The sequence below is a fragment of the Pseudomonas sp. H3_E04 genome (assembly GCF_054668915.1).
This window is the reverse complement of the sequence record NZ_CP162797.1, coordinates 1,611,437-1,631,333: the sequence shown is the minus strand read 5'-3', so window position 1 is coordinate 1,631,333 and position 19,897 is coordinate 1,611,437. Positions and strand designations below refer to the sequence as shown.

The window sequence follows — 19,897 nt, the reverse complement described above, 5'->3', positions numbered from 1 at the left end:
CAAGAAGCATCCGAAAGCATTTCGCTCTAACATGAGCTGATATTCATGCTGTCACCTTCTGCCTCCGCCGGAACTTTTATCTATGCGCGACCTGCCTCCGACTGCGACCCTGCGTGCTTTTGAAGTGGCCACCCGGCACCCGACGTTCACCGCTGCCGCTCAAGAGTTGCATGTGACCCAGAGCGCCGTCAGTCATCAGCTTCGGCACCTGGAAGAACTTTGGGGCTTGCAACTGTTCGAGCGCGGCAAAGCGTTACGCCTCACTGCGGCGGGGGCGACGCTGGCGCCGATCGTGCGCGAATTTGTCATCAGCCTTCAAGCAACGTTGGAGGATCTGCGTGAGCAAAAGGACAGGGTTCGCCTGACTGTCAGCACTACCTATTCATTCGCGTTGAAGTGGCTACTGCCACGCTTGCCGAGCCTGTCACGCCAGCATCCGGAACTCTTGGTGTCGCTGGACACCACGGACAAGATCATTCACTTCGCCAACGGCGAAGCCGACGTCGCAATCCGTTTGGGCAAGGGCAATTATCCCGGTCTGTATTCGGAGTTCCTTTTTGGTGAGCAGGTGTTTCCCGTGGCCAGCCCCGAACTGCTGCAGCGCGTCGGCATGCCCGGCAGTCCGGCAGAGTTGCTGCAGATGCCATTGCTGACTCGCGATGGTGCCGAACTGGTGCCGAAATGGGAGGTGTGGTTTCAATCCATCGGTCTCGCATTTTCGCCGCTGCGCGAAAGCGTCAGGTTTGGCGACACCAACATGACGGTCGAAGCTGCACTGCTCGGTCAGGGCGTGGCTCTGGTGCGCAGCGGGCATGTCGAGAATGAAATCGGCGACGGCCGCCTGGTGAGGCTGTTCGATGTACCGTTCGCTTCGCCGCTGGCCTACTACTTCGTCTGCCCCAAAGGCATTGAAGCACAGCCGCACATCCTCAGATTTCGTGAATGGTTGCTTGGTGAGGCGTTGAAGGCGCAGAGCGCCCAGCGCTGAGGCATGAGCTTTTGCTCATGCTTCAATGAGGAAACTTCGCTGTAATGCCAATGCCAGTGATGCCTAGAATGCCGCATGCCAATCCATCTCGTACTTCTCGTTCTGTTCGCCGCGCTCCTGCACGCCAGCTGGAACGCGCTGCTGCGCGGCGGCGCTGATCGACTCTGGTCGATGACCATGATGTGCGTGGCCATTGCCATCGTCTGCGCCGTCGCCGCACTTTTCTTGAGCCCGCCGGCACCTGAGAGCTGGGGTTACGCGCTGCTGTCGGCACTGCTGCATGTCGGCTACAACCTGTTTCTGGTGCGCAGCTATCGGGTCGGTGACCTTGGGCAGATCTATCCGATTTCGCGCGGCTCGTCACCGGCGCTGATCACCCTCGGCGCCGCGCTGTTCGCCGGCGAAACCATTACTCCCGGCGAATTGCTCGGCATTGGCCTTGTGTCGGGCGGGATCATGTCCCTGGCCTTTCGCGGACGCAGCCTGTCGGTGCCGAGCCTGCCATATGCGCTGGGCACTGGTTGCTTCATTGCCGCCTACAGCGTGGTCGATGGCATTGGCGCCAGGCTGTCGGGGGCGCCGCTGGCTTATACCGTTTGGATGAGCGCCCTGTGGGGCGTGCTGATGCCGCTGGTGTATATCGGCCTGCGCGATGCTCGCAGTCTGTTTTCCGTACGGCCCGGCATGCTGACCGCTGTGGTCGGCGGACTGGTCTCGTTACTGGCCTACGCAATCGTTATCTACGCCATGAACGAAGCGCCACTGGGCGCGGTGTCGGCCCTGCGCGAAACCAGCGTGTTGTTTGCGGCGTTGCTCGGCTATTTGTTCCTCGGTGAAAAGCTCACCGTCCGCAGGATGCTGGCATGCGTGGTCATCGCCAGCGGCGCCATCATCATCGGCTGACACAGACCAACTGCTCAGGAGAACGTCGCATGGATAACGTTTCGCAAACCCCGCTGATTCTGATCACCGGCGGCAGTCGCGGAGTCGGCGCCGCCACCGCCCGACTCGCCGCAGCACAAGGCTACGACGTTGCCATCAGCTACGTCGCTAACGAGTCCGCCGCGCTGGCGGTGGTGGCCGATGTCGAAGCATTGGGGCGCAAGGCGCTGGCGGTGCGCGCCGATAGCGCTGACCCCGAGCAGGTTGCTGCGCTGTTCTCGGCCATTGATCATTCATTCGGGCGGATCGACGTGCTGGTCAATAACGCTGGCGTGCTGGCGAAACAGTCCCGCATCGAAGACCTGGGTTTCGAACGCATGCAGCGCATCTTCGCGGTCAATGCCCTTGGGCCAATCCTGTGTGCGCAGCAGGCGGTGAAGCGCATGGCACTGCGCCACGGCGGAACGGGTGGCGTGGTGATCAATATTTCGTCCGCCTCGGCGCGCTTGGGCAGCCCGAATGAATACGTCGACTACGCAGCATCGAAAGGCGCGCTGGAAACCTTCACCATCGGCTTCGCCAAGGAAGTCGCGCGAGAAGGGATTCGAGTCAACTGCATTCGCCCGGGGCACATCTATACCGACATGCACGCCAGCGGCGGCGAACCGGGACGGGTGGATCGCGTGAAGGACTCGATCCCGATGGGGCGGGGCGGTCAGCCGGAAGAGGTGGCGCGGGCCATCTTGTGGCTGGCCAGCGCGGAGGCTTCGTTTGTAACCGGGACTTTTCTGGATGTGACGGGTGGCAAGTAGTTGCTACAGGCTGTCAGGGTCGCCAAAAAACATCTGAATCCGCGACCTCAACCACCGCTCTCCCGGGTCGTTGTCCTGCGATCCGCGCCAGGCCATATGCAATTCAAACGTACGCGTCGGCAGCGGCGGGTCTTCAGCACGCAGGCCGCCAGCCGCTGTCAGTGCGTCCGCCGTGTAATCCGGCACGGTCGCGACGATATCGGTGCCTGCGAGCAGCGTGCCTAATCCGTTGAACTGCGGTACCGCCAGCACGACGTGGCGTTTGCGTCCGAGTTTTTCCAGTTCTTCGTCGACGAAACCACTGAGATCGCCAGCAAACGACACCAGCGCGTGCGGTCGCGCGCAGTAGTCGTCCAGGCTCAGCGGCCCCGGCACGGTGTCGGCGCGCAGCAGCTTCGGTGCGCTGCGGCGCAGGACCTTGCGTTTGGCGTTGGCCGGCAGGTCGGTGGTGTAGCTGACGCCGATCGAAATCTCGCCGGAGGCCAGCAGGCCCGGCATCAATATGTAATTGACCCGCCGCACCACGAGGACGATGCCCGGTGCTTCGGCGCGCAGGCGCTTGAGCAGCATCGGCAGCAGGGCGAATTCGACGTCGTCGGACAAACCAATGCGGAATACCGACGTGCTGGTGGCCGGATCGAAGTCGGCGGCACGACTGACCGCTGTAGAGATCGAATCAAGGGCGGGCGAGAGCAGGGCGAAGATTTCCACCGCGCGGGCAGACGGCTCCATGCTGCGGCCGGTGCGGACAAATAGTGGATCGTCAAACAGGCTGCGCAGACGCGACAGCGCCGCACTGATAGCCGGTTGGCCGAGGAACAATTTTTCCGCGGCCCGAGTCACACTGCGTTCGTGCATCAATGTTTCGAACACGATCAGCAGGTTCAGGTCGACACGACGCAGGTCATTACGATTCATCTGGAGTCCTGGCAGAGTCATCAAACTTGACGAGGGCGACCATATGAGAACAATGGCCGGCATGAATCTTACGGGGAAAGGCTGGTACTCTGCACCGGAAAATTCAGCTTTACTGCGACGGTGGCAGGCCTTTTTTCATGGATTTTGCCAATGCCGCCCTTGATGCGGAATCAATGACAGGCATGTCGACTATTAATAGCCACTGATGGTCTTGGGTCGAAAGCCCAGATAGAGTTCATGGCATTAGAGGTTACTTTGACGAGGTTTGCGATGTCCCGCACGATCCGTTTTCACAAGTTTGGTCCGGCCGAGGTGCTCAAATGCGAAGAGCATGCGGCTGCTCAGCCAGGTCCTGGCGAAGTGCAGGTGCGTGTCGAGGCAATCGGCATCAGTTGGTACGACACCCTGTGGCGCCAGAATCTGGCGTCGTCCCAGGCACGTCTGCCTTCGGGCCTCGGTCACGAAATGGCCGGCGTCGTCACGGCGGTGGGCGCTGACGTAGATGACCTGTCCGTCGGCGACAAAGTGGCCAGTTTTCCGGCTGAAAGCCCGAACGATTACCCCGTGTACGGTGAGGCGATCGTTCTGCCCCGCACGGCGCTGACCCGCTACCCCGACGTGCTCAGCCCGATCGAAGCCAGCGTGCATTACACGCCGCTGCTGATCGCCTACTTTGCCTATGCCGATCTGGCGCGGGTCAAACCCGGGCAATTTGCGCTGGTGACTGATGCCAGCCACTGCGCCGGTCCGTCGTTTGTCCAGTTGGGCAAAGCGCTGGGTGTGCGAGTGATCGCGGCGACCAAATCGGCGGAGGAGCGTGAGTACCTGCTGTCCCTGGGCGCGGAAAAAGTCATCGTCACCGAAGAAGAAGACCTGTTGATGCGCATCAACAAGATCACCGATAACCGCGGCGTCGATGTGGTTTTCGATGGTCTGGGCGGCCCGCAGATGTCCTTGCTCGGCGATGTACTGGCGCCACGCGGCAGTCTGGTTCTGTATGGTTTGCAGGGCGGTAACCAGACACCGTTCCCGGCGTGTGCAGCGTTTCAGAAGAACATCCAGTTCTTCGTCCACTGCATTGGTAACTTCACCGGCAAACCGGAGTTGGGCATTGTTCAGGACCATGTCGCTCTGCAACGTGCCTTGCGTGACATCAACCAGTTGACGGCCGACCGTGTGTTGCTGCCGTTGAAGACCCGAGTATTTCCGTTCAACGAGTTCGTCGAAGCGCATCGCTACATGGACGAATGCCCGTGCCGCGAGCGGGTAGCCTTGCAAGTTGAGCCAGCGTAAATCCGGCCATCAGAGTCCGTGGCCTCACGGACTCTTTTTGTTTATTTCTGTCCAGTCTGTAAACCTTTCCTGCTATCGCGCGCTTGACCACTTCAGCAACTGAACTGGTTTTTGCTCTATATCTGTATCTTCCAATCGTATTCCAACTGCTGATAATTGAATGATTACTTTCATCTCAAGGAATGAGCTATGCCTGTGCATTCAATTTGTCTTCGGCAATATCAAACGGCTAGCCCGCTTGGCTTCGTCAATTTCTGTTTAATTGCTGTAGGGCGATTCCGAAGTTGCTTCTGTTTTTCTTGTAATGAATCTTCGTGGGACGTTGTGGGAAGTTTCCTCAGATTAGTTGTCGCTAGAAAAATGCACCCAAAAACAACGTGTTAGGAAATTAGCTTGACCGCAAACGGTTTTTTCGCAGGTCAAGTGTTTCAAATAGCTACAACTTTGTAAGTGTTAGCATTTCAGCGTCTATTACTTATTGATCCAATTTGTCGGGCGCACACTGTCCAGTGCATGCGGCATGAAATTTTCTATACCGGGTAAATACCGATGAGCACGATCCACGATCAGGCAATGAATTATGTCTATCAGCAAGTTTTGCAGCGTTTGCTGAGTTTCTTTTCCCGCGCCGAGCGCACAGCCTTGCAGTTACTGATCCAGCGCCTGGTCGTGGCGGCCGGCGGAATGGACAACGTCGGACAGTTCAAGGTGCTTGTGCATCAGTCTGGCTCGCGTGACAGCTGCTACACCCTGGCTTTGCTTCGTGCAGCGCAGTTGACCATTGCCAGTCGCGCCCCTGCTACATTCCAGCTGCGCGTTGCTACCCTGCGCTGGAACGGTGACAGCCCAGGCAACCTGCAAAACCTGCATCGCAGCTTCAGCGCACTGTTTCTCTATGACGACCCCCGGGTCGAGTTGCTGATGGTGGATAACCGCGAGGTGTTGCCATTCGACCATCGCACGGCCGTCAGCAACGACGGTCATGAAGCCAGCCGGGTCAATCTGCTGCTCGTAGGGCACTGCCGTACCTGGATTGAGACCCCCGAATTGTGGGATGACGCTTACCTGGCCACTGCCGAGTACTACAGCCAGATCGCCCGCTGGAATAATGGCGTCGACGCCATGATCAGCACTGAAACCAGAAGCAGTCAGCGGCATTTCCTCGAGGGCCTGAACCGTGCGATGCAGAGAGTGGCGATTGCAGGCCCCGGGCTGGTTCAGAGCGGATTCGAAGCGCTTTTTCCATTGCTCGACGGGCTTGGTGACGATTTCTATCGCGAGCTACGTTCAGATGATGAGCGCACCGTCTGGCGCCCTGAGGGTGAATTCGAAGCCTGCCGTCGCACCAGTTTTATCGACATCAACGACATGATGGTTGGCAAGCTGGAGGATCGCTGGCCGTTATTGGGCGAATTTCTTGGGTTTGAACCGGATGATCTCGCGCTGTATCAGGGCGAAGCGTTATTTGCCGATCCGCTGATTTCAGCCCATGTAAGAGGCTTGTACGCGCAATTCATCGAGGGGAGAGCGTATCAAGCGGGAGTCGACGACTACGCCCGCAATACCCTGGCCGACCTGCGCCAAAAACAAGCGGCGGAGCCCGTCTGCGAACACTTGATGTGCAGTTTTGAAAATGTCGGCGGGCCAGAGCAACTGCGAATACTGGCAGATGATTACCTGCTCAATGGTTTCGGCTTGAACGAAACTCAGTTGGTCTGCCTGTTATTCGCACCGTTTATCGACGGCGGCAAAGGTCTTGAAAGGTTTTTGCGTAATTGTCATCCAGGCATGCTGGTCGCGATGCCAGATCTGCACCGGGCCATGCAGGGCTTGCATGCTCCCGAGCAGGTGTTGAAATGGATGACCGAAGTCAGTGGGTTGCCCGTCAGGCTGATCACCCGTCTCTATGCGATGGGGCCTGTTCAGTTGTGCTCGCCGACCGAATTCGCCTCTGACGACCTGGAAGCCTGCGAGGTGGGCGCCGTGTCACACGTCGAGCGGTCGACGGAACGCTGACGGTGAGACAAAGGTCGGGCCGAAATCCCCTGGAATCGAGGTTGTGAAGGGCGCACGGGAACATGATTTTGTTTACCAGTCGGTTTATCGGTATCTGACAACGCTGATTGACGATGCCGCTGGGCATGCAGCAGTACGCATGCCCTCGTTACGCCAACTGGCCGACCGGCTGAATGTGTCGATCTCGACTGTGCAATACGCTTATGCGTTGCTCGAAAAAGAAGGCCGGGTCTATTCCATAGCCAAATCAGGTTATTACGCTCAAGCGCTATTCAGCCTGGACGTGCCCGATGATGGCAGTGATCTGCTGGAGACTGTTTACGTTAACGCGAGACGCCCCGGCATGTGTGTTTTAAGCGCTGACGAACCGGCGTCGTTACAACCGCTGGACAGTCCTTTGATGACGTTGGAGCGTGAACTCTTGCGCCAATACCCTCGCCAGCCTCAGACCCTCGTGCAGCCTTGCGGGGAACTGGAACTTCGGGTTGCCCTGGCAGCGCGGTACACCTGTTCGACGGCGCATTATTGGCATGCCGATGATGTTTATATTGGTGCTGATCTGCGCGGAGTTCTGGAAATTCTGATTTCGGTGCTCGAATTGCGTGAAGCCGTCGTCGTTGTTGAATCTCCCTGTGACTGGGTGATCTTGCGTCTGCTCGAGTCGTGCGACGTGCGTGTGATCGAGTGGCCTTCGCTGGCCGAGGGCGAGGTTGATCTGCGGGCACTGGAAATGTTGCTCAGGCACGAGCCGGTCCGTCTGGTCGTTCTGTCTTCGGTGTTGAGCCTGCCCCAGGGCTGCGGTTTTAGCCAGGCGCATCAGCAGGCGATCGCGAAGATGCTCGAGCGATATGGCATCTGGGTGCTGGAAAACGACTGCTACAGCGAGCTTGATGAGCGCACCGATTCGCAAAGGTTACGTAACTGGCTGGATCCGGATCGCTTGCTGGTGTTTTCCAGCTTCGAGAAATTCATTGGTGCGGAAGCGCCATTCGGCTTCGTTCTATCGCGGCATTGGCGCAACGAGTTGCAACGGCATTTCCTGTTCCGCGCGTTTCGCCTGTCGCCTATTCGACAGAAAGCGATTGCCAGGCTGTTGAGCGGGGGGCGGCTCGATCAGCATCTCTTGGTGCTGCGACGTATGCTCCGCGAGCGCCGTTCCTTGTTGATCCATGTGTTGCGTGAACGGTTGGGCGATGCGCTGCAGATTGTCGAGCCACAGGGCGGGGCGACGGTGTGGGTGCGTTCGGTGCGAGCGGTCGATATGGCAAATGTCTTCCAGCGACTGCTCAAACAACAAATCATCGTGGCGCCGGGCGAGCTGTTCAGTCTGCACGGCTTGCATGCCGATCACCTGCGGTTGAGCGCGCTGAATCACGGCGAGCGGGATTTACCGGGTGTCGTCGGTTTGCTCGGCGACGCCTTGCGCCTGTCTGGCGCTCGATAACGTTAAAAAACATCGGAAGTGTTTCGGATACATCCCGTCGCACAGTGGTCAAACTGCCAGTAAACTGCGCAGCATTTCCTGAACCACTCCGATTTCAGAGGTTTTTGCATGACACTCAGTCCTTTTGCGGGCAAACCGGCACCGGCAGAACTGTTGGTCGACATCCCGCGACTGGTTACGGCCTATTACACCGGCCAGCCTGATGCATCGATTTCTACCCAGCGAGTGGCGTTCGGCACCTCCGGCCACCGCGGCAGCTCCTTCGATTTGAGCTTCAACGAATGGCACGTTCTGGCCATCAGCCAGGCGATCTGCCTGTATCGCGAAGCCCAGGGCATCACCGGCCCGCTGTTTGTCGGCATCGACACCCATGCATTGTCGACCCCGGCCGGTGCCAGCGCACTGGAAGTCCTCGCCGCCAACGGCGTCACCGTGATGATCGCCGAAGGCGATGAGTACACGCCGACCCCGGCGATTTCCCACGCCATTCTCTGCTACAACCGCGGCCGCACTTCCGGCCTGGCTGACGGTATCGTCATCACGCCGTCGCACAACCCGCCACAAAGCGGTGGCTACAAATACAACCCGACCAACGGTGGCCCGGCCGATACCCACATCACCAAGTGGATCGAAGCCAAGGCCAACGAACTGCTGGCGAACAAACTGGCCGGGGTCAAACGCATCAGCTACGAGCAAGCGCTCAAGGCCAGCACGACCCATCGCCACGATTATGTGAACACCTACGTTGCCGACCTGATCAACGTCATCGATTTCGATGCGATCCGCGACGCCAAGCTGCGTTTGGGTGTCGATCCGCTGGGCGGAGCAGGGGTGCGCTACTGGTCGGCCATTGCCGAGCACTACCGTCTTGACCTGGAAGTGGTGAATAAACAGGTCGATTCAACATTCCGCTTCATGACCGTCGACTGGGACGGGCAGATCCGCATGGACCCATCGTCCAGCCACGCGATGCAGGGTCTGATCGGCCTGAAAGAACGTTTTGACGTGGCGTTCGCCTGTGACCCGGATCACGACCGACACGGTATCGTTACGCCGTCCGGCGGCCTGCTCGCACCGAACAATTATCTGGCGGTGGCGATCGATTATCTGTTCCAGAATCGTCCGCAATGGCGCGCTGATGCCGCCGTGGGCAAAACCGTGGTCAGCAGCGGCCTGATCGACCGCGTGGCCAAGCGTCTGGGCCGTCGCCTGTACGAAGTGCCGGTCGGTTTCAAATGGTTCGCCGACGGTCTGTTCGATGGCTCGCTGGGTTTTGGCGGTGAAGAAAGCGCTGGCGCCTCGTTCCTGCGCAAGGATGGCGGCGTTTGGAGCACTGACAAGGACGGGCTGATTCCAGCCTTGCTCGCCGCCGAAATGACGGCGCGCACCGGCCGCGATCCGAGTCAGGCCTACCGCGCACTGACCGAGGAACTGGGCGAACCGTTCTCGGTGCGTGTCGACGCCAAGGCCAACCCGGAGCAGAAGGCGCTGCTGAGCAAGCTGTCGCCGGAGCAGGTCACCTCGACTGAGCTGGCAGGCGAGAAAATCCAGAGCATCCTCAGCCATGCACCGGGCAACGATCAGGCGATTGGTGGTCTGAAAGTCATGACCGAGAACGGCTGGTTTGCCGCGCGTCCTTCGGGCACTGAAGACATCTACAAGATCTACGCCGAAAGCTTTATCGGCGATGACCACCTCAAGCAACTGGTGGCCGAAGCGCAGACGTTGGTGGATGGCGCTATTTCCACTAAGTGATGCGCACATAAGAAAGGGCAACCGTAATGGTTGCCCTTTTTTATTGCCTGCAGATCAAGCCAGGTCGACCAGTACGATTTCGCTGTCCTCGATCGCCGTGACTGTCAGCACTTGCTCGTGGGCCACCGCCACACCGTCACGCGCTTGGGCACGCAAGCCATTGACCTCGATCACGCCAGTGGCCGGAACCAGATAGGCGCGACGTCCCTCGTCCAAACGGTATTCGGCTGTTTCACCGGCCTTGATGTTTGCCGCCACCAGGCGTGCATTGGCGCGAATGTGCAGGCTCTCATCGTCGCCGTCCTTGCCGCTGGCCAATGTGACAAAACCTTCGCGCTCGCCTTTGGGAAACGGCTTGGCTCCCCACGACGGCGGCGCACCGGTTTCGGTCGGCAGAATCCAGATCTGGAAGATCTTGGTTTCCTTGTCTTCGAGGTTGTACTCGCTGTGGGCGATGCCGGTACCGGCGCTCATCACTTGTACATCACCGGCTTCGGTGCGGCCCTTGTTGCCCAGATTGTCCTGGTGCGTGATGGCACCTTCACGCACGTAAGTGATGATTTCCATGTCGCGGTGCGGATGCTGCGGGAAACCGGTGCCTGCGGCGATGATGTCATCGTTCCACACGCGCAGGTTGCCCCAGCTCATCCGCTGCGGATCGTAGTATTCGGCAAAGGAAAAGTGGTGATGCGCGTCCAGCCAGCCATGATGGGCGCCGCCCAGCGAACTGAAGGGTCTGAGTTCAAGCATGATCGTCTCCTAATAAGGGTCGTCAGGGGGCGGACCCCGTGGTTGATGACGACGATCATCTATCAGCCAATCATCGATAAAAAGCGCAAAAACTGCCGCATCATGATCAGATTATTTGATGGGAATATGCCTCGAAATGGTCTCATCCGACTTTCAATTCGTCGCCTAAACCGATGACCTGTAAGCATTTCGCTAGAACTGGACGGCAAATCCAGACACCATAGCCGCCAAAGCCTCACACCCTGGAGTCCGTCAGCGTGGCGCACCACACCCCCGATCTTCCTCCCGAACTTCGTCCACTGGCCGAGATGCCCTGGTTCAAGCGTCTGGCCGCGCGATTCTTTGGTCACGGCCTGACAAAACTGCGCGCCCAGCACCGGGCATCGTGGCTGCACGGGCAAGCCGACGGATTCCGCAGTGGCCACACCGCTGGTGTCGAATACGGTTTCAAGGAGGGCAAGCTTGAGGGATTGGAGGAAGGCCGTCAGGTGCTGCTGATTCGCGACAGCCGCAACACCGAGCATCGCCCACCCGGCGTCGATAACAACCTGTTCGATGACTGGCGCCTGCCGCTGACGGCGGAGCTGAAGAAGCGCATCAAGGCTGATGTCGCCCGTTTGCTCCCGGCCCACGCCCAGCCCAGCGCTGCGCAGTGGAAGATGATCTTCAGCGATACGCCGTCCACCTCGGTGGTCGCCGGTGCCGGCGCCGGCAAGTCGACCACGCTGGTGCTGCGCATTCTGTTGCTCAGCCATTATCTGGGTTTTGAGATGGATTCGATGACCGTGGTGACCTTCACCCGCGAATCGCGCAAGGACTTCATCAACAAACTCATCGAAATCTTCACGTTGTGGGGCCAGCCGGTGAACCTCAAGCAGGCCCGCGAGCTGGTTAGAACCTTTCACTCACGCATCCTGCCGATGGTGCGCAGCCTGCCGGGCTTCGAGCGTTTGCACGCCTTCGAAAACCTCAATGATCGCCCGCAAAGCGACGCAGAGGAAGTCGACAGCAATCCGTTTGACCTGCGCATCAACGACGCGCAGCGGCAGCAACTCAATGCCTGCTATCACCGCCTGTTCAAAGAAGACGAGCGTTTCCGCGAGTTGATCCAGCCGCTTTCCCGTGCCGGATTACAGTTGAAGGAACTGGAGCGCGATCACCCTGATGTGCAGAAACGCATGGCGGTTACCGAACTGGCGGCCAAGCGCGATGAAGAACTCTGCGATGTGATTGAAGATTTATGGTTTCGTGCAGGCGCATGGCCCATCAAGGGCATCGAGCCGAATCGGCAGGCCTTCGAAATCAATGGCTCGAAGTTCCACGCTCATGGCTATATTCCCAGCCTCGATGCCTGGGTGGTACTCGGCTTTGATCCCAAGGAAAACGCCCAGCTGACTCGGCCCAACGCCAAGTTGAGTATCCGTGCAGAATGGGCGGTCAAGCGTACCCTGTTTCAAGCTTTCTGCCGTAAGCCTTTGATATGGCTGGATAGTTATGAGTCGTCAAAACGCGTTCTTGCGACATTGGCCGGCGATGCCAGTGCCGGTCCCGGCTTTGATTACAAGGTCAAAGGCGAGCTGGCATCCGCGCCATTGCTGGACTGTTTTGTCGCCGCAGCGGGCTTCATCGAAAACCTCGGCCTGGATGTGCCGGACGCGGTCAGTCGGATGAGCTTCGCCAAGGACGATCCCGATCGCTTTTTCTTCGAGGCTTTGAGCCTGTTCTGGCGCGCATTCGAAGATCACCTGCTGGATCAGAAACCGCCAGTGATGACCTACAACCGCATGTTCGCGTTGTTCAGCGAGCACTCGCCGGAAAACCTCAAGTTGCTCAGCGACGATCTGCTGCGACCGATGGCGCATTTGATGATCGACGAATTCCAGGACGTATCGCCGCAGATCGTTTCGTGGATTCGTGCCAGCCTTAATGAAATCCGCAGCCGTGGTCCGGCCATGCACGTCGGGCGAGGGGCGCAGCGTTCGTCGCTGTTGTGTGTTGGCGATGACTGGCAATCGATTTACGGTTGGCGCGGCAGCTCACCGAGCTACTTCATGGAGTTCAACAAGGAGTTTCCCTCGCCGAGCACCACGCGGGTGATGCTCAGTGACAACTATCGCAGCCATCAGCACATCATCGACGCCGCCGAACACGTTGTCCGTGCAGCGCCGGCAATCGCAGGCAAGAAAGCCAAGGCCAGTGGTGAGCCCAAGCCGCTTCACCCGGTCAATGTGCTTGAACGGGATGATGAAGCATTGGGTCAGCGCTTGGCCGAGCATTACCGGCGGGGCGATTCAATCCTGATGCTGTATCGAAAAAGCAGCGATAAGTTATTGATTGAAAAGCATATTCAGCCATTACTTAATGTGGATTCGAGTTTGCCCTATGAGGCTCGGCGGCTGAAACAGCTCACCTATCACAGCGCCAAAGGCTTGCAGGCTGATGCGGTATTCCTGCTGGGTGATTGCCAGCATCTGACCAGTTCACCGTACAAGAACCAGGTGTATCGCATGGCGGGACTGGGCAAAAGCGGCGATAGCGAGCCGTACGACACTGCGCAAAAGGACGAAATCCTGCGCCTTGCCTACGTTGGTATCACACGCGCCGTCAGCCATTGCTACTGGTATGTCGAACCGCAGGAAACCCAAGCGGTAAACATGCCCAGGGCATCGGATCGAGTCGCCAAGGGCAAGCCGTTCTTCGTCGACCATCGAAGCGAAAAGGCCAGCGCCTGAGCAATAAAAAGCCCGCAATGCTGCGGGCTCTTTGTTTTAAATCAGATGGTTATGCGTAGTTCTTGAGAGATTCCGGAGGAGTGAAGGCTTCCAGCTCATCCTCGATGGCTTCGATCATGCGCTCGACGTCCGCCGCGTTCATCACCGTTGCGCAGGGTATGCCGGCGATGGCGATCATGGTTTCGCCGCTGGCACGATCGAACAGACGGGCGATCATGCTGCCCGGCGCATCCATCGTCGCCTCAAAACCCATGGGATGAAAATGCCAGCGCATCAGCTGGCATGCATTTGGAAAGGTGACTTTGCTGAACCCTTTATTCATGGTGTTGCCCGCCTGCTTCATCGAGCGCTTCCTTTTGCTCATGTTAGGTGGGAAGAGCCTTCATTGGCTCAACCAGTGCTTGAGCTTTAAAAGTAGCATCCGTGTGTGAAAAAACTGTGAGTTTTTTCAGTCCGTTTAGCGATTGATTCGCATTTTTTGATGTAAGTCACTGGCTCATCGAATATCGCCAAAACGCCACCATGGATTTTTCATTGAAGCGGCAGAGGAAGTTGGGCAAGCTCGGTTCTTTTTCGCCGAGCCGCTTATGCACGCCGATGACGACGGCCCAGAACAGACCCAGGCCACGGCCGCCACGGTCATGCGCTATCACCTGAGCTGGAAACACCGGGATCTGGACAGCGTGATGGCGCTTTATCACGCCGATATCCAGTACAACGATTTCTTTCAGAACCGCGTACTTGCTCTGGATGAGCTGCGCGAATATGTGCGCGTGAGCATGCCGCGAGAATCCGACGAACTGCTTGAGCATTGCGACCGAATCCGGGTGGATGGCAACACCGCGTTCATTCAGTACGAGGTGACCTTGCGCGGCGGCGATGGTCTGGTGTCGTTCCGTTCCAGCGAAGCGATCACGGTCAAGGACGGTTTGATCTGGCGCGTCAACGAATACGCCTCGCTGGTGCGTACCCAAGCCGACGGCAGTTCGGCACCGAGTCAGCGGCCGGCGGTCAGTCGTCTCGGTCTGTCACCGCGCCAGCTGAGTTTCATGGCCGAAGACCTGCAGCAGTATTTCGAAAAGCAGCAACCTTATCTGGATCCAGAGCTTGACCTGCAACGGGTGGCGAAGGAGTGCGGGTACAGCCGCAATCAGATTTCCTATCTGCTCAATCAGGTGCTCGGGCAAAGCTTTTATCGCTACGTCAATCAGGCGCGGCTGCAGCATTTGCTGCGGGCGCTGGACAGCGCCACGCCGCCGCTGCGTGTCGACGAGCTGGCGTTTGCCGCCGGCTTCAACTCGCTGTCAGCGTTCTACAAATGCTTTCGCGAGCACACCGGTCAGTCGCCCAAGGCCTACGCCAAACAAATTTCTCTGCGGGCACGCGCGCAAGACATCCACTGAAGGCAGCCACTAGGATCGACGCCATCGAAGGTTTTCAGTGGCGGAGTCTGGCATGTCGGCGTGGCGCACGATCAGTTTATGGATGGATCAGCTCGATGAGCCCCTGCTGGCGCGGCCTGCGCTGGAGCGGGACCTGGACGTCGACGTGGCGATCATCGGCGCCGGTTACACCGGATTGTGGACGGCGTATTACCTGAAGAAACACGCGCCAGGCCTGGATATCGCCATCATCGAGGCGCAAACCGCCGGGTTTGGTGCTTCCGGACGCAATGGCGGCTGGCTGATGGGTAACTTGCTGGGCGAGGATCGCTTGCTCGCAGGCTTATCGCCGCAACAGCGGCGGGCTTCGTTCGATCTACTGCACAGCATTCCTGACGAGGTAGAGATCGTCATTGAACGCGAAGGCATCAACTGCGATTACCGCAAGGGCGGGGTGCTTTACTGCGCCGCGCGATACCCAGAGCAGGAAGCCGTTCTGCGCGATTACCTGAGCAAGCTGCACGCGCAAGGCCTGACTGACGACGATTACCGCTGGCTCAGCCCCGAGCAACTGGCCCAGCAGATCCGTGTGGCGAAACCCTATGGCGGCATCTTCGCCCCCCATGTCGCGACCATTCACCCGGCGAAACTGGTCCGTGGTCTGGCGCGAACTGTGCAGAACATGGGCGTGAAGATCTACGAAAACAGCCCGGTCACCCAATGGCAATCCGGCAGTTTGCGCACTGCCAAGGCCAGCGTGCGCAGCCGCTGGATCGTCCCGGCCGTGGAAGGTTATTCGGTGACGTTGCCGCCACTCGGCCGTTATCAATTGCCGGTGCAGAGCCTGATCGTCGCCACCGAGCCGCTGTCCGCTGCGACATGGGACGAAATCGGCCTCAATCGCGGGCAGGCCTTCAGTGAATTCAGCCGTCAGGTCACCTATGGCCAGCGCAGTGCCGACAACCGCCTGATTTTCGGCGCCCGTGGCGGTTATCAGTTCGCCGGCAAGCTGCGTCACGATTTCAACCTGACCCGCGACGAAGTCGAACTGCGCCGTTATTTGTTCGGCGAACTGTTCCCGCAACTGAAAAACGTGCAGATCACCCACGCCTGGGGCGGCAACCTCGGCATGTCGCGGCATTTCAAGCCGCACATGCTTTGCGACCGCGCCAATGGCATCGCGTTGTCCGGCGGCTACGGCGGCGAGGGCGTCGGTGCCAGCAATCTCGGCGGCCGGACGCTGGCCGATCTGATTCTTGAGCGCGACAGCGAGCTGACCCAACAACCGTGGGTCCTGCCCGACGGTGGCATTCATGCGCTGCGTGCCTGGGAGCCAGAGCCATGCCGCTGGCTCGGTTACAACGCGATCATCAAAAGCTTCGTGCACGAAGACCAGACCCTGGCCAATCCCGCGACCGCACCCTGGCGGCGCAAGCTCGCCAGCCGGGTGGCCGGGTTCATGGAAGGTTTCATGCACTGAACGTCGTTTACCTCAATAAACAGGACACGCCATGAGCATCACCCAATTCAAGAACACCGCCACGCTTGAGCTCGAGGAATCCAACCCGGTCGCCGTACCCCTCGGCGAACCCGTCGCCATTGCCTCGACCACCAGCGTCGAGCGCGACGACGGCGTGGAAACCGGCGTCTGGGAGTGTACCCCCGGCCGCTGGCGGCGGCAGATCACCGCGCAGGAGTTCTGCCATTTCATTTCCGGGCGTTGCACCTTCACCCCCGACGGTGGCGGCGAAACCCTGCACATACAAGGCGGCGATGCACTGATGTTGCCAGCCAACACGCTCGGGATCTGGGATATCCAGGAAACCGTGCGCAAGAGCTACGTGCTGATTTTCTGATTGTTTGATCCTTTGATTGCCTGCCAACAAAAAAAGCCCATACAGGAATCGCCCCATGATCCAGAAAACCCTCGCATTGGTGCCGCTGCTGCTGGCCGCTTCCGTCAGTCACGCGGCCGAGACGGTCAAGGTCTACAACTGGTCCGACTACATCGCCCCGGATACTACGAAGAATTTCCAGAAAGACACCGGCATCGGCGTCACCTATGACGTCTACGACAGCAACGAAACCCTCGACGGCAAGTTGATGACCGGCAAATCCGGTTACGACGTGGTTTTTCCGTCGAACCACTTCATGGCGCGGCAAATTCAGGGCGGGGCGCTGAAGAAACTCGACAAGAGTCAGTTGCCTAACTGGAAGAACCTCAACCCGGCGCTGCTCAAGGCCCTGCAAACCAACGACCCCAACAACGAGCACGGCTTCCCGTATCTTTGGGGCAGCACCGGTATCGGCTACAACATTGCCAAGGTCAAAGCGGTGCTGGGCGACAACGCGCCGGTGGATTCCTGGGATCTGATCTTCAAGCCTGAGTACATGGAAAAACTGCAGAAGTGCGGCGTGGCGATCCTCGACAACGGCCCGGAACTGCTCCCGGCGGCGCTCAACTATCTGGGTCTGCCGCACCACAGCAAAAATCCTGAAGACTACAAGAAAGCCGAAGCCCTGCTGATGAAAGTGCGGCCCTACGTCAGCTACTTCCATTCTTCGAAGTACACCAGTGACCTGGCCAACGGCGACATCTGCGTAGCGGTGGGCTTTTCCGGCGACATCCTGCAAGCGGAGAACCGCGCCAAGGAAGCGAAGAACGGTGTCGAGATCGGTTATGCGATTCCCAAGGAAGGCGCGGCGATCTGGTTCGACATGGTCGCCATGCCCGCCGACGCACCGGACGAAAAGGCCGGCTACGCCTTCATGAATTACTTGCTGCGTCCCGATGTCATGGCCGGCATCACCAACTACGTGCACTACGCCAATGGCAACGAACAAGCCGACAAGCTGATCGACCCGGCAATCAAGAACGACACCAAGGTTTACCCGAGCGCGGAAATGATGGGCAAGCTGTTTGCGCTGGAGGCGATGCCGCTGAATATCGACCGGATCCGGACACGGGTTTGGAACAAGATTCGTACCGGTAGCTGAACCTCCGTCCTCTGTAGGAGCTGACGAGTGCAACGAGGCTGCGATCTCTTGATCTTGATCTTAAAAAGGTCAAAGTCAAAAGATCGCAGCCTCGTTGCACTCGTCAGCTCCTACAGTCCGAATAACGTCATAGAGTTGATATCAAAGCACTGGCACCGCTGGCTGAAAGTGTGACTTGCGCAACAAATCCAAACTTACCGATATTTAATATTTAAATAGAAAATCGTCAGACAATTTCATCCCGCGCTGCAACTAATAACAATCTTTCATGCCCGCACGCTTTGTTTACGGCAGTTTCCTGATACAGCCAAATTGGATCGCAAAAAAACTCTTTACGACAGATTTCCAATTGTGTCAGGTTCGTTACGCCTTCATTGGGCGAGTGATAGGACGATCTCGCCAAAGATCGTCCTGTCGGACAAAAACTGTTCCATTGCTAAACAAGGAAGTGTGTTTATGTCGAAAGTTAAAACCAATGCTGTTGATTCCGCCGAACAGGCTTTCCAGCTGGCTGCCTTCAGCTCGGCGTATAACCAGATCAATAGCTTCAGCCATCAATACGATCGTGGCGGCAACCTCACGGTCAATGGCAAACCCTCGTACTCCGTCGACCAGGCGGCTACGCAATTGCTGCGTGACGGCGCTGCCTACCAGGACAAGGACGGCAGCGGCAAGATCGAGCTGACCTATACGTTCCTGACCTCGGCCTCGAACAGCACGATGAACAAGCACGGGATCAGCGGATTCAGTCAGTTCAGCGCGCAGCAGCAGGCGCAGGCCAAGCTCGCCATGCAGTCCTGGGCCGACGTGGCCAATGTCACCTTCACCGAGAGAGCCTCGGGCGGTGACGGGCACATGACCTTCGGTAACTACAGCGGTGGCCAGGACGGCGCTGCGGCATTCGCCTATCTGCCGGGGACCGGCGCTGGTTATGACGGTACTTCCTGGTACTTGATCAACAACGGTTACACGCAAAACAAGAACCCGGATCTGAACAACTACGGGCGTCAGACCCTGACCCACGAAATCGGCCACACCCTGGGCCTTGCTCACCCTGGCGACTACAACGCCGGCAACGGCAACCCGACCTACAACGATGCGACTTACGGCCAGGACACCCGTGGCTACAGCGTCATGAGTTACTGGAGCGAGAGCAACACCAACCAGAACTTCAGCAAGGGCGGCGTCGAAGCCTATTCGTCCGGCCCGCTGATGGATGACATCGCCGCGATCCAGAAGCTCTACGGCGCCAACACCACGACCCGCACCGGCGACACCACCTACGGCTTCAACTCCAATACCGGTCGCGATTTCCTCAGCGCTTCGTCGTCGAGTGACAAAGTGGTGTTCTCGGTCTGGGATGCCGGCGGCAAGGACACTCTGGACTTCTCCGGTTTCACCCAAAACCAGAAGATCAACCTCAACAGCGCTTCGTTCTCCGACGTTGGCGGCATGGTCGGCAACGTGTCGATTGCCAAGGGCGCAGTCATCGAGAACGCGATTGGTGGTTCGGGCAGCGATCTGTTGATCGGTAACAGCGTGGCCAACGAACTGAAGGGCGGTGCCGGCAACGACATCCTCTTCGGCGCTGGCGGTGCCGACAAACTGTGGGGCGGCGCCGGCTCGGACACTTTCGTGTTCGCCGCCAGCTCGGACTCCAGGCCGGGTGCGATCGATCAGATTCTCGATTTTGTCAGTGGTCTGGACAAGATCGACCTGACCGGCATCACCAACGGCGCGGGCCTGCACTTCGTCAACAGCTTCACCGGTTCTGCCGGCGATGCGGTGCTGACCTCGTCGGGCGGCAACAGCCTGTTGTCGGTGGATTTCTCCGGGCATGGCGTGGCTGACTTTATTGTCAGCACCGTGGGCCAGGCAGCGACCAGCGACATCGTCGCGTGATGTGAGAGGAAAGCGGCGCCTCGTGC

General features: G+C 58.6%; 16 protein-coding genes. 13 read left to right on the top strand and 3 right to left on the bottom strand.

Annotated elements, in window-relative coordinates; genetic code table 11:
- Positions 1–82 precede the first annotated feature (82 nt).
- The 3 genes from gcvA (at position 83) to AB4N53_RS07285 (ending at position 2,682) form a co-directional block, all read left to right on the top strand.
- Positions 83–988 (top strand): transcriptional regulator GcvA, encoded by a 906-nt coding sequence (gene gcvA, locus AB4N53_RS07295; RefSeq protein ID WP_460119404.1) that lies wholly within the window; start codon positions 83–85, stop codon positions 986–988.
- 75 nt (positions 989–1,063) lie between these two features.
- Complete coding sequence (locus AB4N53_RS07290; RefSeq protein WP_310407846.1) at positions 1,064–1,891, top strand: DMT family transporter; 828 nt, start codon at positions 1,064–1,066, stop codon at positions 1,889–1,891.
- Between the two features lie 29 nt (positions 1,892–1,920).
- Complete coding sequence (locus tag AB4N53_RS07285) at positions 1,921–2,682, top strand: SDR family oxidoreductase (RefSeq protein WP_460119401.1); 762 nt, start codon at positions 1,921–1,923, stop codon at positions 2,680–2,682.
- Between the two features lie 3 nt (positions 2,683–2,685).
- Here AB4N53_RS07285 and AB4N53_RS07280 read toward each other — a convergent pair whose 3' ends face one another.
- Complete coding sequence (locus AB4N53_RS07280; protein ID WP_225926638.1) at positions 2,686–3,600, bottom strand: LysR family transcriptional regulator; 915 nt, start codon at positions 3,598–3,600, stop codon at positions 2,686–2,688.
- A gap of 270 nt (positions 3,601–3,870) precedes the next feature.
- On the opposite strand from AB4N53_RS07280, the gene AB4N53_RS07275 reads away from it, so the two are divergent.
- From AB4N53_RS07275 to pgm, 4 genes are all read left to right on the top strand, one after another.
- Entirely contained in the window at positions 3,871–4,893 is a 1,023-nt protein-coding gene (locus tag AB4N53_RS07275; RefSeq protein WP_460119398.1) for a zinc-dependent alcohol dehydrogenase family protein, read from the top strand.
- Between the two features lie 549 nt (positions 4,894–5,442).
- Positions 5,443–6,909 carry a hypothetical protein gene (locus AB4N53_RS07270; RefSeq protein WP_460119396.1) on the top strand — a complete coding sequence of 489 codons (1,467 nt, stop codon included), beginning with the start codon at positions 5,443–5,445 and terminating at the stop codon, positions 6,907–6,909.
- A gap of 43 nt (positions 6,910–6,952) precedes the next feature.
- Positions 6,953–8,353, top strand: coding sequence for an aminotransferase-like domain-containing protein (locus tag AB4N53_RS07265; RefSeq protein ID WP_460119394.1), 1,401 nt, complete (start codon positions 6,953–6,955; stop codon positions 8,351–8,353).
- A 108-nt stretch (positions 8,354–8,461) separates the two neighbouring features.
- Complete coding sequence (gene pgm, locus AB4N53_RS07260) at positions 8,462–10,108, top strand: phosphoglucomutase (alpha-D-glucose-1,6-bisphosphate-dependent) (RefSeq protein ID WP_460119392.1); 1,647 nt, start codon at positions 8,462–8,464, stop codon at positions 10,106–10,108.
- A gap of 54 nt (positions 10,109–10,162) precedes the next feature.
- Here the strand turns inward: pgm and AB4N53_RS07255 are convergent, their stop codons facing one another.
- Positions 10,163–10,858, bottom strand: coding sequence for a pirin family protein (locus AB4N53_RS07255; protein WP_016774845.1), 696 nt, complete (start codon positions 10,856–10,858; stop codon positions 10,163–10,165).
- 257 nt (positions 10,859–11,115) lie between these two features.
- Between AB4N53_RS07255 and AB4N53_RS07250 the strand changes: the two genes are divergently transcribed.
- The gene (locus AB4N53_RS07250; protein WP_460119390.1) at positions 11,116–13,590 is read left to right on the top strand and encodes a UvrD-helicase domain-containing protein; all 2,475 of its coding nucleotides are present in this window, start codon (positions 11,116–11,118) and stop codon (positions 13,588–13,590) included.
- 49 nt (positions 13,591–13,639) lie between these two features.
- Here the strand turns inward: AB4N53_RS07250 and AB4N53_RS07245 are convergent, their stop codons facing one another.
- Positions 13,640–13,912 carry a DUF1652 domain-containing protein gene (locus tag AB4N53_RS07245; RefSeq protein ID WP_038862172.1) on the bottom strand — a complete coding sequence of 91 codons (273 nt, stop codon included), beginning with the start codon at positions 13,910–13,912 and terminating at the stop codon, positions 13,640–13,642.
- Between the two features lie 265 nt (positions 13,913–14,177).
- Here AB4N53_RS07245 and AB4N53_RS07240 point away from each other — a divergent pair, with 265 nt between their 5' ends.
- The 5 genes from AB4N53_RS07240 to AB4N53_RS07220 all read left to right on the top strand — a co-directional run bounded on the left by AB4N53_RS07240 (position 14,178) and on the right by AB4N53_RS07220 (position 19,871).
- Positions 14,178–14,993: a helix-turn-helix domain-containing protein gene (locus tag AB4N53_RS07240; RefSeq protein ID WP_460119388.1), complete on the top strand. Its 816-nt coding sequence runs from the start codon at positions 14,178–14,180 to the stop codon at positions 14,991–14,993.
- Positions 14,994–15,045: 52 nt separating this feature from the next.
- A complete protein-coding gene (locus AB4N53_RS07235; RefSeq protein ID WP_460119386.1) occupies positions 15,046–16,452 on the top strand; it encodes an NAD(P)/FAD-dependent oxidoreductase in 1,407 nt (468 codons plus the stop codon).
- Between the two features lie 31 nt (positions 16,453–16,483).
- Complete coding sequence (locus AB4N53_RS07230) at positions 16,484–16,828, top strand: cupin domain-containing protein (protein WP_024013066.1); 345 nt, start codon at positions 16,484–16,486, stop codon at positions 16,826–16,828.
- Between the two features lie 55 nt (positions 16,829–16,883).
- Positions 16,884–17,969 carry a polyamine ABC transporter substrate-binding protein gene (locus tag AB4N53_RS07225; RefSeq protein ID WP_460119384.1) on the top strand — a complete coding sequence of 362 codons (1,086 nt, stop codon included), beginning with the start codon at positions 16,884–16,886 and terminating at the stop codon, positions 17,967–17,969.
- Positions 17,970–18,425: 456 nt separating this feature from the next.
- The gene (locus AB4N53_RS07220) at positions 18,426–19,871 is read left to right on the top strand and encodes a serralysin family metalloprotease (RefSeq protein ID WP_460119382.1); all 1,446 of its coding nucleotides are present in this window, start codon (positions 18,426–18,428) and stop codon (positions 19,869–19,871) included.
- The last annotated feature ends 26 nt before the right edge of the window (positions 19,872–19,897 follow it).